At 61.9% G+C, this 12,977-nt stretch carries 13 protein-coding genes; 3 read left to right on the top strand and 10 right to left on the bottom strand.

Features of this window, described 5'->3' with window-relative positions:
- Both APH28_RS01340 and APH28_RS01335 read left to right on the top strand, forming a co-directional pair.
- Positions 1–1,005 carry an ATP-binding protein gene (locus APH28_RS01340; RefSeq protein WP_060507248.1) on the top strand — a complete coding sequence of 335 codons (1,005 nt, stop codon included), beginning with the start codon at positions 1–3 and terminating at the stop codon, positions 1,003–1,005.
- Positions 1,006–1,040: 35 nt separating this feature from the next.
- Positions 1,041–1,673 carry a VWA domain-containing protein gene (locus APH28_RS01335; protein ID WP_060507358.1) on the top strand — a complete coding sequence of 211 codons (633 nt, stop codon included), beginning with the start codon at positions 1,041–1,043 and terminating at the stop codon, positions 1,671–1,673.
- Between the two features lie 114 nt (positions 1,674–1,787).
- Here APH28_RS01335 and APH28_RS01330 read toward each other — a convergent pair whose 3' ends face one another.
- Positions 1,788–2,054 carry a hypothetical protein gene (locus tag APH28_RS01330; RefSeq protein WP_027919312.1) on the bottom strand — a complete coding sequence of 89 codons (267 nt, stop codon included), beginning with the start codon at positions 2,052–2,054 and terminating at the stop codon, positions 1,788–1,790.
- Positions 2,055–2,398: 344 nt separating this feature from the next.
- On the opposite strand from APH28_RS01330, the gene APH28_RS01325 reads away from it, so the two are divergent.
- Entirely contained in the window at positions 2,399–3,724 is a 1,326-nt protein-coding gene (locus tag APH28_RS01325) for a sigma-54 dependent transcriptional regulator (RefSeq protein ID WP_060507247.1), read from the top strand.
- Here APH28_RS01325 and APH28_RS01320 read toward each other — a convergent pair whose 3' ends face one another.
- From APH28_RS01320 to pnuC, 9 genes are all read right to left on the bottom strand, one after another.
- Positions 3,725–5,929: an LTA synthase family protein gene (locus APH28_RS01320; RefSeq protein WP_060507246.1), complete on the bottom strand. Its 2,205-nt coding sequence runs from the start codon at positions 5,927–5,929 to the stop codon at positions 3,725–3,727.
- Between the two features lie 124 nt (positions 5,930–6,053).
- On the bottom strand, positions 6,054–7,334 hold the full coding sequence (locus APH28_RS01315) for a transporter (RefSeq protein ID WP_060507245.1): 1,281 nt from the start codon (positions 7,332–7,334) through the stop codon (positions 6,054–6,056).
- 47 nt (positions 7,335–7,381) lie between these two features.
- Positions 7,382–8,134 carry a hypothetical protein gene (locus APH28_RS01310; RefSeq protein ID WP_060507244.1) on the bottom strand — a complete coding sequence of 251 codons (753 nt, stop codon included), beginning with the start codon at positions 8,132–8,134 and terminating at the stop codon, positions 7,382–7,384.
- Positions 8,135–8,166: 32 nt separating this feature from the next.
- On the bottom strand, positions 8,167–8,847 hold the full coding sequence (locus APH28_RS01305; RefSeq protein WP_060507243.1) for a C39 family peptidase: 681 nt from the start codon (positions 8,845–8,847) through the stop codon (positions 8,167–8,169).
- A 68-nt stretch (positions 8,848–8,915) separates the two neighbouring features.
- On the bottom strand, positions 8,916–10,403 hold the full coding sequence (locus APH28_RS01300; RefSeq protein WP_060507242.1) for a hypothetical protein: 1,488 nt from the start codon (positions 10,401–10,403) through the stop codon (positions 8,916–8,918).
- Positions 10,404–10,456: 53 nt separating this feature from the next.
- Positions 10,457–11,041, bottom strand: a complete 585-nt coding sequence (locus APH28_RS01295) for a hypothetical protein (RefSeq protein ID WP_060507241.1) — start codon at positions 11,039–11,041, stop codon at positions 10,457–10,459.
- A 1-nt stretch (position 11,042) separates the two neighbouring features.
- A complete protein-coding gene (locus APH28_RS01290) occupies positions 11,043–11,474 on the bottom strand; it encodes a hypothetical protein (RefSeq protein WP_060507240.1) in 432 nt (143 codons plus the stop codon).
- A 297-nt stretch (positions 11,475–11,771) separates the two neighbouring features.
- Entirely contained in the window at positions 11,772–12,323 is a 552-nt protein-coding gene (locus APH28_RS01285) for an AAA family ATPase (RefSeq protein ID WP_060507239.1), read from the bottom strand.
- The gene (gene pnuC, locus APH28_RS01280) at positions 12,320–12,886 is read right to left on the bottom strand and encodes a nicotinamide riboside transporter PnuC (protein WP_060507238.1); all 567 of its coding nucleotides are present in this window, start codon (positions 12,884–12,886) and stop codon (positions 12,320–12,322) included. Before pnuC ends, APH28_RS01285 begins: the two co-directional genes overlap by 4 nt.
- Positions 12,887–12,977 lie beyond the last annotated feature (91 nt).

Here is a 12,977-nt window from a genome sequence, read left to right as displayed (position 1 = left end):
ATGAGTGAACCCGTACAATTTCCGCTGGCTGCCGTGGTCGGTGCCGACGATCTCAAGCTGGCCCTGTGCCTCACCGCCATCGACCCAAAGATCGGTGGCGTGCTGATCGAAGGCCCGCGTGGCATGGCCAAGAGCACCTTGGCCCGTGGCCTGGCCGACCTGCTGGGTGAGGGCCCGTTCGTGACCTTGCCGCTGGGGGCGAGTGAAGAACGTCTTGTCGGTACGCTGGACCTGGACGCCGCGCTCGGCCAAGGCAAGGCACAGTTTTCTCCCGGCGTGCTGGCTCACGCCGATGGTGGCGTGCTGTATGTCGATGAAGTCAATCTGCTGCCTGACACCTTGGTCGACCTGCTACTGGATGTGGCTGCCAGTGGCACCAACCGTATCGAGCGTGATGGCATTTCCCATCGGCACAGTGCCCGTTTCGTCCTGATCGGTACCATGAATCCCGAGGAAGGCGAATTGCGCCCGCAGTTGCTCGACCGGTTTGGCTTGAATGTGGCGCTGGAGGGCCTGCCAGCGCCGCAAGCGCGCCAGCAGATCATTCGCCGGCGGCTGGCCTTCGACAGCGACCCGCAGGCGTTCTGCGAGCAGTGGGCCAGTGCCCAGGCGCAATTGCGTGAGCGTTGTCAGGCAGCGCGCCAAGGCCTGGCAGCGATTGCCTTGGACGATCAGGCCCTGGCCTGGATCACCGAGCGTTGTTTCGCCGCTGGCGTCGATGGCCTGCGTGCCGACCTGGTCTGGCTGCGCGCCGCCCGCGCCCATTGTGCCTGGCGCGGTGGCCAGGTAATCGAAGAAGGGGATGTCGACGCCGTGGCCGAGTTCGCCTTGCGCCATCGCCGCCGCACGGCGCCTGATGCGCCGGCCTCTGCACCGCCGCCAGACGCTGCGGATGGCCGTGACAGCCAGGGCGAAGGCGGGCAGGGCGATTGGGGCGCGTTGCCAGCGCAGCCTGTGACCAGCGGCGCGCGGCGAGAGGTGCCGAACTGGGCAAAAAAGCCCTGAGCATCCGTCAATCAGGTTTGCAGATGGCGGATGCCATGCCCCGTGTCGGAAAACTGGCGGGTGCCAGCCGTGGCCGCGGCTGTTCGGCATCCTCTGGCCGAGTGGCCTGGCTGCCGACCTTGCTCAGGGGGCGCCCAAAGCTGCGCCAGGACCTTTGCTGGCAGCAGCGCCAAGCCCAGGCCAATGAGTTATGGCTGGTGATCGTCGACGCCTCGGCTTCGACGCGGCGCCATCAGGCCCTGGCGCAGTGCAAAGGCCTGCTGGCCGAGCTGTTCGACCAGGCCTATCGACAACGCGCCCGTCTTGCCCTGCTGACCGCCAGTGGCGGCGCTGCGCAATGGCATCGCCATGGGCTCAAGGCTTCGGCAAGCCTGCAGCCTTGGTTGCAGGCCCTGGGCGCGGGTGGCGGCACGCCGTTGATCGCCGCGCTTGAGCAGGCGCGGCGCTGGTTGCAGGCCCGGCAAAAAGCCCATCCTCACGAGTTGCAGCGCTGCCTGGTGTTCACTGATGGCCGCCTGCAGCGCTGGCATGCACTGCAACCCATGCCTTGTGCCACCTTATTGGTGGACATGGAATTGGCGCCAGTTCGCTTGGGGCGTGCACAACAGTTGGCCTCGGAGCTACAGGCCGACTATCAGCATCTTGAACACTTCAAGGTATTGGAATGAGTTGTACGAATGGCGGAGGCGCGACACTATGTCGCAATAAGAAAGTTGCCTGACAGGCCTTTGTAAAGTTGTTCAAGTGCGTGACCGGCACGCACTTGACGGTAAACAGTGATATTACTTCGGCATCGACCAAGGCTGCAGGTCATACCCTTTCTGGCACAGTTCGGCGCGCACTTCCTCGATCAGGCTGGCCCATTGCGCAGGGTCCGAATAGATACGCGACGATACTTGCTTGCTGCCAATACGGGTACTGGTCCGGTCGATGACCGCAAGGCTCAACTCACCGGTGCCGTTGGGCGCATCCCAGGCTACGCACTGGAACGGTTCGAACGCGTGGTCGGCAATCAGCAGTGCTTCGTTGACACGGAGCGGGGCATTCATGGTTCGGTCTCTCTATGGTCCCAAACATCGAAATAAGGTCCGCGTAACTGCTACGTCGCTTCAGGTGTTATCGCGATCCGCAGCGCGGGGTTACTCGTACTGATGCTCCACGTCAGGGGTGGAGTCACACAGATAATGTAAATTTTTTGCGGGTTACACATTTTTTGTTTCCCGGCGCCGGCTGTGACGCCAATAAATAAGGAAAATTCCCGAGCGGCTCCGGCCCGGCAGAATCCGGCAGACAGACGGTCGTGGGCAGCGTCAAGTTCGTTGCTACTGTTAATTCGGCGCCGCAACTTGCTGTTTTAACGAAAAAAACCAACAATTGGCGCCAAGGAACGGTCATGCACGAGACTGCCGCTCTTCGTCGCTTGCTCATCGTCGACCCCTGCGACGATTGCCACCGTCTTTTACCTGGCCTTGAGAGTGCCGGCTGGGAGGTTTACAGCTGTGGCCTGGACCAGGCTCTGGAGCACCGTTGCGATATCGGTGTGTTGCGCCTGCAGGCCTCGCACCTGCGCCATCCCGACGCGGTCAAGGACATGATCAAGCGCAGCAACACCGAGTGGATTGCCGTGCTCGATGCCGAGCAGTTGCGCATGCAGAATGTCGGTGACTTTGTCTGCGAGTGGTTTTTCGATTTTCACACCTTGCCATTCGACTTCTCACGCGTGCTGGTGACGCTGGGGCGGGCTTTCGGCATGGCCCGCTTGCGCGGCAAGGGTGCGGTGCGGGTGGATGGCCTGGAACATGAGCTGCTCGGTGACAGCCGGCCAATCCTCGAACTGCGCAAATTGCTCGGCAAGCTGGCGCCGACCGAATCCCCCGTTCTCATCCGCGGTGAGAGCGGCACGGGCAAGGAGTTGGTGGCGCGCACGCTGCATCGCCAATCTCAGCGTAGCGAAATGCCGTTTATCGCCATCAACTGTGGGGCGATACCTGAAAACCTGATCCAGTCCGAATTGTTCGGGCATGAAAAGGGGGCTTTTACCGGTGCCCACCAGCGCAAGGTAGGGCGGATCGAGGCAGCCCATGGCGGCACCTTGTTCCTCGACGAAATTGGCGACCTGCCGCTGGAGCTGCAGGCCAACTTGCTGCGATTCCTGCAGGAAAAGCACATCGAGCGGGTCGGTGGAAGCCAGCCGATTCCCGTCGATGTGCGGGTACTGGCGGCAACCCATATGGACCTGGAGAAAGCCATCGAACAGGGGCGCTTTCGCGAAGACTTATACTATCGGTTAAATGTGCTGCAGGTGATGACTGCCCCGCTGCGCGACCGGCATGGCGACCTCTCGATGCTGGCCAACCACTTTTCACACTTCTACAGCCTGGAAACCGGCCGCAGGCCACGGTCGTTCAGCGATCATGCCCTGGCAGCGATGGGGCGCCACAACTGGCCGGGTAACGTGCGCGAGCTGGCCAACCGGGTAAGGCGCGGGCTGGTGTTGGCCGAAGGGCGCCAAATCGAGGCCCAGGACCTTGGCCTGCAAGGCCTGGAGCAGGAAGACCAGCCGCTGGGGACGCTAGAAGCCTACAAGCATCGTGCTGAGCGCCAGGCGCTTTGCGATGTGCTGGACCGGCACAGCAACAACATGAGCATTGCCGCGAAGGTGCTTGGGGTATCGCGGCCGACGTTCTACCGGCTGCTGCACAAGCACCAGATTCGCTGATCAGCTGGATTGCGCGATATGCCCGTCAGACAAGTCTTCCAACGGCGCTTCTTCTTCGCCCGGTAGCGCAGTAATCACGCTGAAATCGCTGACCTCGACTTCGCCGCCGCCATAACCGAGCAAATGGAAGGAAAACGCCTTGCGCACGGTCGGGTTATCGAAGCCGAACTCCATCTCCAGCGGTTTGTCGGTGGTCACCTGAATCTCCTCGGGCAGCCCCAGCGGTACATCCTGCTCAAGCTCCTTGGCCTTGAGCTTGATAAAGGCCGCATGCTGCGGGTCCAGTGCGCGTACCTTGACCCGCACGCGAGTGTGCGAGCCCTCGGGCATTTCCAGGTACTGCGCGCCGATCAGGTTGTCGGCCCAGTCGTCACGAATGCGCGCCTGCAATTGAATGGCGGACGGGCCGCCGAACTGGTAACGCAGGTTGAGCGGCGTTTGCAGCAGGGACTGGTCGAGCACTCCGGCCAGCTCACCCATCTGCGCGCCGAGGGTGCCGTCACCGGGGCCGATGTAGCTGGCCTGGTCGGCGATGAAGCCTGGGCTTTGGTAGCGGCGGCAGCGCTGCTGGAAGTCGCATTCGGTGAAGATGCCCTTGCCATCGTGGTAGCGCAGCATGCCGTTGGTGTACGAAATCATCTCCCGACCGGTGTCGTAGTCGCGGTACAGCGAGCGCCCACCGAGCGCGATCGGGATTGGCAGGGCAAAGTAGTCGAGCAGGGAAGTGGCCAGGTCGATGTGGCCATAGGTACCGTTCTTGATGTGCGGCAGTTGGGCCTGCTCCGGCGCCAGGGTCAGGTTGAAGCCCCAGGACGAAGCCAGGCGCACACCATCGATACCGTGAGATTCATCCGAGGTGACCACTACCAGTGTGTCTTTGAGTACGCCCTGGCGTTCGAGGTTATCGAGGAACGCGCCGATCGCGTCATCGAGGTAGGCGACCGCCGCTTGCTTGGCGGTGTCGTAGCGCTGCAGGTATTCGTCCGGGGCGGAGTAGGGCTGGTGGGTGCCGACGGTCAGCAAGGTGAGCATCCACGGGCGGTCCTGCTGGCGCAACTGGCCGACATAATCCAGCGCCCCTTCGAAGAACGCCCGATCATCCTTGCCCCAGGGGAATTCCAGGTAGTTGTTGTTGCTGAACCACTCCAGCCCGTGAACCGAGTCGAAGCCGATATGCGGCATGATCCGGTCCTTGGCCATGAAGCGCAGGCCTGCGCCTTGCAGGTAGTGGGTGGTGAAGCCGGCCTGGCGCAGCTGTGCCGGCAGGCAGGCCTGGTTGCGCTGCTGCTGGGTGAGCAGTTCGACGCCTTTTGGCGTGCCGTTGGCCAGCTTGTCGTAGTCGCCGCACAGCATCGCATACAGGCCGCGGATGGTCTGGTGCGTGTGCAACACATAGTCCGGGGTGTTCATGCCGCGTTCGGCCCAGTGGCTGAGCTTGGGCATCAGGTCTTCGTCGAAACGGCTGTGCAGGGCCTGGCGGTTGGGGCGCACATAGGCGCCGGGGATGCCTTCGAGGGTGATGACCAGCAAATTGCGCGCGCCGCCTGGCGCTGCCAGCAGCTTCTGCCCGCTCAAGTCATGCTGGGTCAGGCCAGCGCTTGGTAGCGGCGTCACCGTCGGGGCGTGGCCCGCCCAGTGCTGGGCGTGACGTTGCAGGTCGCCGGCGGCGGCTGACAGCAACTGATGGGAAAGGTTGTACTGGCGCCACTGGTCGGCGTCGCTGGGCGCCAGGTACTGGCTGCCCCAGTGCGTGGCAAACAGCAGCGCCGGGATGGCCCAGGCCTTGCGCGCGAACTTCGCGCCGGGTTGCCTGCGGCTGCGCCAGGCGCTGCCCAGCCAGACCAGCAGCCCTCCCGCCAGCAAGGCAGGCAGCCAGGCATGGGCCAGGCCGCCGCCGGTGGAGTTTTCCATGAATTGTGGGTCGAACAGATAACTCAGGTCGGCACTGTTCGGCAGCCTGCCAACGGCGCTGACGAGTTCGGCCGAAGCCACCCACAATCCAGCCCAGGCCAGCAGCACCGGCAGTGCCAGCCACCACGGGCGGCGCTGCAACAACAGCACCAGCAGGCTGCCCAGCGCCAGGTCCGACAGGTAGCCATACGGGCTGGACCAGCCTAGCAGGGCACGCATGACCAGGGGGATCACCAGCACCAGTGTGGTCAGGGCGAGAAGCCGGGTGCGTGGTGGGCCTTGCAGGTTCTTCACGAAAACTTTCCTTTTTGCCATGAAATCGTCACACATTTGTGCGCGATGATAACAGGCCGACTCCAGGAAAGCCGTTGGCTACAAGGTTGGTAACCAATTGAGGGGCGCGCTGCGCCCCCGCATGTCAGAAGTAATACGGGAATTTCAGACTGAAGGAAAAGTCTGGTGCATCTTCTGTCAGGCCAATTGACAAGTTCGGCACGATAGTCAGGTTGTTGGTGGCGGCAAAGGTCAGGCCGACGTTGAAGTTGGCGGCGTTGTAGTCGCTGTTGGTCACCGACTGCCAGTCACCGCCGTCAGGTTTGATCTTGCTCTTTCTGGAGAACTGATCGGTCACCGAGAACGACATGCTCATCTTCTCGTTGAGGGCGAAGGCGATACCGCCGCCAACCTGCCAGGAGTCGCCCAGTTTCACGTCGCCCCCCACCTTGGTGTCGACCTGCGGGCTGATGTCGCTGAACGAGTCCTGCATGTTGTAGGTGTATTGCAAGCTGGCAAACAGCACGGCCGGGTCGAACGTCTTGACCAGCGAGAGCCCGGGCGAAATCGACCAGACGCCGTTGCCGGTAGGCAGGTCTTCGGGCACTGCGAGGTTGTCGTTGCCCGTGCTCTGGATCAGCTTGATGCCGTACGGGTCCTTGCCGGTCGGTGCCTTGACGCGCAGCGTGGCCACGGCATCTGGCCAGGTCTCGTCCTCATCGAGGAATTTGTAGGCGATGCCGACGTTGACGTCGCCGATGGTCGGGTCGCGAGTGACCGAGGCATCGGACGTGGTCCCGGCGGCCCCGCCTGCCCCGCCGGACGAGTAGGTGGACTCGCGGTACACGATAGGCACGTTGATGTCGAACTGCCAACGTTGGTCGACGTTGTAGCGTGCGGTCAGGTCCAGGGTCCAGTTATCGGCCTTGATGCGGTCGATGTTGATGTTGCCCAGGAAAATCGAGTCCAGTGCCAGGAACCCGTTGAGGGTCAATGCACGGGTATCGTAATGGGTGTAGGTCAGCCCGGTTTCGACGCTGAACTTGCCGCCACCAAAGAAACCGCTCGCTTCGTCATACAGGTTGGACACGCTTTGCGCGGGCTCCGAGTTGTCCTGCAGTGACTGCCCATAGGAGCTGCCGCTGCTGCCTGGCGTGCCGGTGGCCACGGTCTGGCCACCTTTTACCCCCTCCGCAGGGGACTTGGTCAGGCGCTTCGGTGCAGGCTGAGCGGGGGCCTCCTCGACCTGCTTGAGCCGTTGTTCCAGGACCATCAGTGCGTTCTGTTGGGCTTCGTAGCGCTGTTTCAGCGCAATCAGTTCCTGTTTGAGTGCTTCGACCTGAGGGTCGGTTGCCGCCTGTAGCAGAGTGGCCGGGGCCAATGTTGTAATGCAAACGATAGCTCTGAACGTCAACAAACGGTGCATGGATTAGCCGTCCCTTCTGACTACATACGATGAGACTTGAGCGTAGATCAGTATCCGAGATTGCGAAGGCCTTTGAGCTGCTCAAGATTAGCGCTCACGGAACCGGCCATCGGTGCGTTGTCACGCAGCACGACATTCAGTGATGTCAGGTTGCTTACACGGTTGCTGGCGCCCAGCAGGGTGGTGTTCTGCATCAGCCCACCCTGGCCCAGGCTTTGCGCTGAACTGCCCTGGTTGCCGTTGGCGATGATGTTCATTTGTACGCCAGCGCCGGTGGACGACACGCTCAGCGAGCCTGCGCCATTGCTCCCCGTCAAGGTGGAGCCTGCAGCCAGGGCCTGCCCCTGGGGCTGTCCTGCCGGCGCTTCGTTGCCTTTGCTGACATTGATATCGACGTCGTTGTTGGCCGCGTTGAAATCACCGGCCGCACGTACCACCTGAGTCACGCCCTGGGTGGTGTTGAGGCCACTGCCGCCGGTCACGGTACCCGTACCCGTACCGGTACGGGCGGGCTGAGCGCTGCCGGTACCTTTTTCATCGATCATGGAGACGTAGAACTGCGGCTTGATGGTCGACTGCTGAACCTGCATCGCCGAGGTTGCGCCAATGACTTCGCCATTGGCGTTCTGCCAGGTGCTGGTCATGACGATGCCGAAGCTCACGATCCGCCCGGGCATCACGTAGCGCCCGCGCAGGCTGGCCAGCTCCTGGTCCTTCAGTTCGATCGGTTTGAACGTTTCTGCATGGGTTGGCAGGCTGGCGGCCAGGCAAACGACGGCTAGCCACAGGGAAGTCTTCATGGGGTGCTCCCGTAACGTCTTGCTCTGAGTCGTTAGAAGAAGTCGCTTCGAATGAAACCGAAGTCGATCAATTCCGCGTCCTGAACCGGGGTGAAGTTGCTGATGCGGTTCTTGGCGCTAAGTGGCAGCGGCGGGTCGAGCAGGATGTTGCCCTTGTCGTAGCCCTGGCCGATCACGGCAAAGATGATGCCGTTCCAGCCTTTGACGAAATCGTCGAGCTTGAAGCGTTTGTGGCCCAGTACCGGGTCGCCGACGTACACCCAGCCTCTGTCGACTTTCTGCATGACCACAAAGTGCTTGTAGCCGCGAATGTCCATCAGCACGACCACGGGGATGCGAATGCTGGGCAGGGTGTCTGGGGCCACCTTGTAGCCACGTGCGCGCATGCCCAGGCTTTCGACATATTTTTTCATGTCGAGCATGGAGAACCCTTGGGTACGCACCAGGTCCTCATCGGCGTGGGCGAGCATGCCTTCGATCACCTGGTGTTCATCCACATCCAGCCAGTAGGCCTGGCGCAGGATGGTCGCCAGGGCGGCCGCACCACAACTGAAATCGGTTTTCTGCTGGACCAGGTCGGCGAACTTGCGTTCGCGGATGCTCTGGACCGGTTTGTAGACCACTGCACCACCCGGCAGCACGGACAACGGCATCTGCGAAGCTTCGCTGACACTGGCGAGGCACAGCAGAAATGCCAAGGCGATAATGCGCATGTTCGACGCCCCCTGCCTTTTTCTTGTTAGAAAGAGGCTCCCCGAAGGGAGCCTCCAGACCACAGTGGTTACATCGAGGTGTTGGAGATGGCCAGCGAGTTGCTCTGCTGGTTGCCTACACCCGCTGCCACGTTCACGCCCAGGTTGCCGCTGCCACCGTTCACCGAACCACTCAGGGTGGCGGTGTTGGTCACAGGGTTGGCCCAGCCGGTCGGGGTCAGCACTTGGAACGACACGGTGTTGCTCAAGGCATACTCGCTAGACTCGCTGAAGCTCTTCGAGATGCTGTCCGACGATTGCGAAGCTTTCTCGCCAGCCTTCTCGTAGGCAGACTCGTTGGCTTTTGCCCATTCCGATGCGTTGGCCTTCTCGTAGGAGGTATTGCGAGCCTTGTCGTAGGACGAGTCATGGCTGCGGTCATACGAAGAGTCATTGGCCCTGTCGAAGGACGAGCTGAACGACTTGTCGAACGACGAGTTGCTGGACGACTCATGGGACTTGTCGATCGATGCATCCAGCGATGCACCCAAGGTTGCGTCGAAGTCGGAGCTGCGCGAACGGGTCACGTTGCCGACGGTTTGCGACGACGAAGCGCTGCCATTGACGTTGGCATCGAGCGAGGCGCTGACCGTGGTATTGGACGAAGAGCTGTGGTCGCGGCTGGAAGAGCCGTTTGCAGCCCAGTTGTTGGAACCACTGGCGGTTGAGCTGTTGCTGCCGCTGGAGTTGCTGCTGTTGGAGCCGCTGGCGGTCAGGCTGGTCGAGCCGCTGGAACTGCTGCTCTTCGATCCGCTGGCGCTGGCACTCTGGCTACCCGAAGCGCTGTAGCTCGAGCTGGAACTTTTGTCGACACTGGCATCGAATGCGCCGCTGCGCGAGGCCGAACCGCTCGAGGAGGTGGTGAAGGTCAGCGTGTCGACCCGGTAGGTGCGGTCGGCAGCGTTGTTCACCTGCAGGCCAGGGCCATTCTGATTGGCCGAGGCCGTAGCGGTCGAGTCACCGATTGCTGCGGAATTGTTGGCGATGGCCATGCTGTTTTTCTGCTGGTTGAGATCGCCGCCAGCAATGTTGATGCCCACGTTGCCGCTGCTGCCTTGAGCGGAACCGCTCATGACGGCAGAGCTTTGGGTGCCCCAGTTGTTGACCGTATTGGCGTTGCTGCGCTGGGTAATCTGGGCAGTGGCAGTGGACGTGCCGAAGACGAAGCTATTGTCGATTGCTGCGTTGTCGGACGAGGTGTTGGCGATAGCCGAGGCGTTGGCCTGTTGGTTGCCGTTACCGGCCGCCACGTTGACGCCCACGTTGCCACTGGCGCCAGCGCCCGAGCTGCTCATCTCGGCTTCGTTGACGGTGCCTTGGTTGTTGATGGTATTACCGGTGCTGGTCTGGCCATCGCGTGCATTGGCCGTGGCATCGGTCAGTACCGCACGGGCCGGTGGGGTGTGGTTGTTGTGGTTGTCGTGACCACGCCGATCGTTTTGCTCCGCTTGTGCAGCAACAGCCATGACCGCAGCAATTGCGAATACCAGAGGCTTGATTGCCATCGAGGGTTTCATGGTGTTTCTCCGTTCTTTAGGTTAAGTGTTGTTCTTACCTGTTACCTGCAGGGTCAGTTTGCGACCCGTACGCTCAGGGTGTTTGCCGTCTGGTTGCCCACCCCAGCGCTCTGATTCAGCTGAATGACCCCGCGGCTACCGGTGAATGCCTGGTCACCGGTGGTGACATGGCGATAGCCGGGTGAGGTATCAGATGGATCGGAGCTGTTGATCAGCGCCACGTTCTGTTGCAACAGGACGCTGTCATCGATGCTTTGCGGTTGTGAACTGATGCTGATGCGCAGGGCATTGGCCTGCTGGGTCGCTGCGCCCGCACTCTGGTTGACGCCGAGTGCGCCGCTGCCATGGCTGAAGGCACTGCCTCCAATAGTGGCGGTGGCGCCCATGTTGGGGTCTACGATGGCTTGCTGGCGCTGGCGGATCTGGGTGTTCGCGGTAGCCGCGTGGCCTGCGGCGATTGCCCGGGCGTTGGCTTGTTGCTGCTGGTCGCCGGCAGCCTGGTTGACGCTGAAATTGCCTTGGTACAGGGCGCCGGAACTGTCGATGTTGGCGTCGTTGATTACCGGGACCGGTGAGGGTGATTGCGCCAGCGCCGAGGCACTGCTCAACAGCGCCAGAATAAACAGCGTCTGCCTCATCTCATTTGCCTCCCGTGAGGATCTGCAGGGGGGCAAGACCGCGCTGGACGCTTGAATTGACCATGTTGGCAATGCCGTTGCCCGATCCGGTGCCGCGACCGCCAGCCTGGTTCGCCAGTTGCGTCTGGTTGCTGACGTTGCCGCCGATGTTGTTGGTCTGCTGGGTGATCAGCGAGGAAATACCGGTGCCGCTGGTGATGCTGGCAAAGTCGCCATCACTCAGTTCGTTGGTCTGTCTGAGCACATATTCGGAAGGGTTGGCATTGGCGGTGGTTGGGTGGGGGTCGGGCGCCATGGGCGCACGTATGGCCATGCGCGGTTGCACATCGCGGGTGATGACGATGATGCCGTTGTCGGCCTGTACGGGCAGCGCCGAGCCCAGTGCACAAGCGACCAGCAACAGGCTGGAAATACCTTTATCCAGTTTCCCCATGACGAATACTCCTTCTTCGGGCGCTGGTCTGATTCAGCGTTGCGAAGGAGCAGAGCGAAAGCCATGCCGGTTTTTGATAGTTGTTGGAAATCAGTGGTTTGGGCGCATTGCCTGAACGTGCCGTGAATTTTCTGTATCAGCGCTGAGACAAGATTTCAGTGAATCAGCGTCGGGCCCAGCATTTGCGTTACCCAAAGGGGGTTTTTAACGAATGTTTCACAACCTTGACACTGGCCCCACAAATGGCTGAGAGCCCGCAGATACGGGGGCTTAGGCGCGCGAGGCTGTGTCACGGGGTTAACACTCGGTGACGCAGACTGGGGGTTTTCCTTCCAGCAGGCGCTGCACGGCAATCAGGGCCGTTGCACTGCGTTGCGGCCATTGGCCTTCGATGACCTGCAGTGGCTGCCCATGGCGCTCCAGCCAGCGGCGGCTGTCTTCGAAGAATTTCTGGCGGTCGGCCAGGTCCGGCTGGCTGCGCTGCCCATCGGCAACCCACCCGACACCTTGCGGGCTGAGCAACAGGTGCAGGTCGTAATGGCGTTCAAGCAAGGCCTGTTCCAGCCAGGGCGGGCAAGCGTCGAACAGGGCGCGGCTCCACAGCATGTTGCTGAGCAGGTGGGTATCGAGGATCAGCAGTTCAGGTGCATGCTGGCGGGCCTGGTCCTCCCATGCCAGCTGCCCGCGGGCGATGGTGGGGATATCGGCGTAACAGGTGTCCCGGCACTCTTGGTCAATGAAGTGGCGAACATATTCGCCCACCACGATACCGCCGAAATGTGCCTGGATTTCACCGCTTAGCCAGCTTTTGCCGCTGGACTCGGGGCCGCACAGCACCAGGACCTTCATGCGTGTACCCGCGCAGGGTCACGGCGCCACTCCAGCCAGCCGCGGACCGCGATCAGGCTCAGCACGGCGAAGAAACCGGCCGTCAAGTACAGCTGCTGGTTCAGGTACAGGCCGACATAAACCACATCCACCACGATCCACAGCGGCCAGCATTGCACGCGCTTCTGTGCCATCCACAGTTGCGCGACCAGGCTGAAACCGGTCAGCGTGGCATCCAGCCAGGGCAGGGCGGCGTCGGTCCAGCCGGCCATTGCCGCGCCCAGTGCCACGCTCAGCAGCAGCCCTGCCAGCAAGCCACCGAACAGCGCCCGGGCTGGCAGGCGTGAGACCTGGCGCGCATCCTCGACCCGGTCCGGGCGCTTCCACTGCCACCAGCCGTACAGCTGCAGCACGGCGTAGGCCAGCTGCAGCAGCATGCCCGAGTACAGCCTCACTTCGTAGAACAGCCAGCCATAGATCAGTACCATGACCAGGCCGATCGGCCAGCACCAGGCGTTCTGCTTGACGGTGAGCCACACGGCGGTGACGCCGAGCACGGCGGCGATGAGTTCAAGGCCGGACATCGGCGATCCTTGGTTGGCAAAGGGCGGCGATTGTAGCTTGTGCGGGGCTTGAGGTGTAGCGCGCAACCGGCACCGGCCCGCTTGCCGGGCC

This window comes from Pseudomonas sp. NBRC 111124, from assembly GCF_001320245.1.
Lineage (GTDB): Bacteria > Pseudomonadota > Gammaproteobacteria > Pseudomonadales > Pseudomonadaceae > Aquipseudomonas.
The sequence above is the reverse complement of the archived record's forward strand: the minus strand, read 5'-3'. Positions and strand labels throughout refer to the sequence as shown.

Excerpts from the sequence above, each read along its gene's own strand:
- APH28_RS01310 (WP_060507244.1), bottom strand. The coding sequence starts at position 8,134 with ATGAAGACTTCCCTGTGGCTAGCCGTCGTTTGCCTGGCCGCCAGCCTG.
- APH28_RS01290 (WP_060507240.1), bottom strand. The coding sequence starts at position 11,474 with ATGGGGAAACTGGATAAAGGTATTTCCAGCCTGTTGCTGGTCGCTTGT.
- APH28_RS01340 (WP_060507248.1), top strand. The coding sequence starts at position 1 with ATGAGTGAACCCGTACAATTTCCGCTGGCTGCCGTGGTCGGTGCCGAC.
- APH28_RS01330 (WP_027919312.1), bottom strand. The coding sequence starts at position 2,054 with ATGAATGCCCCGCTCCGTGTCAACGAAGCACTGCTGATTGCCGACCAC.
- APH28_RS01285 (WP_060507239.1), bottom strand. The coding sequence starts at position 12,323 with ATGAAGGTCCTGGTGCTGTGCGGCCCCGAGTCCAGCGGCAAAAGCTGG.
- APH28_RS01295 (WP_060507241.1), bottom strand. The coding sequence starts at position 11,041 with ATGAGGCAGACGCTGTTTATTCTGGCGCTGTTGAGCAGTGCCTCGGCG.
- APH28_RS01335 (WP_060507358.1), top strand. The coding sequence starts at position 1,041 with ATGCCCCGTGTCGGAAAACTGGCGGGTGCCAGCCGTGGCCGCGGCTGT.
- APH28_RS01325 (WP_060507247.1), top strand. The coding sequence starts at position 2,399 with ATGCACGAGACTGCCGCTCTTCGTCGCTTGCTCATCGTCGACCCCTGC.
- APH28_RS01300 (WP_060507242.1), bottom strand. The coding sequence starts at position 10,403 with ATGAAACCCTCGATGGCAATCAAGCCTCTGGTATTCGCAATTGCTGCG.
- pnuC (WP_060507238.1), bottom strand. The coding sequence starts at position 12,886 with ATGTCCGGCCTTGAACTCATCGCCGCCGTGCTCGGCGTCACCGCCGTG.
- APH28_RS01315 (WP_060507245.1), bottom strand. The coding sequence starts at position 7,334 with ATGCACCGTTTGTTGACGTTCAGAGCTATCGTTTGCATTACAACATTG.
- APH28_RS01305 (WP_060507243.1), bottom strand. The coding sequence starts at position 8,847 with ATGCGCATTATCGCCTTGGCATTTCTGCTGTGCCTCGCCAGTGTCAGC.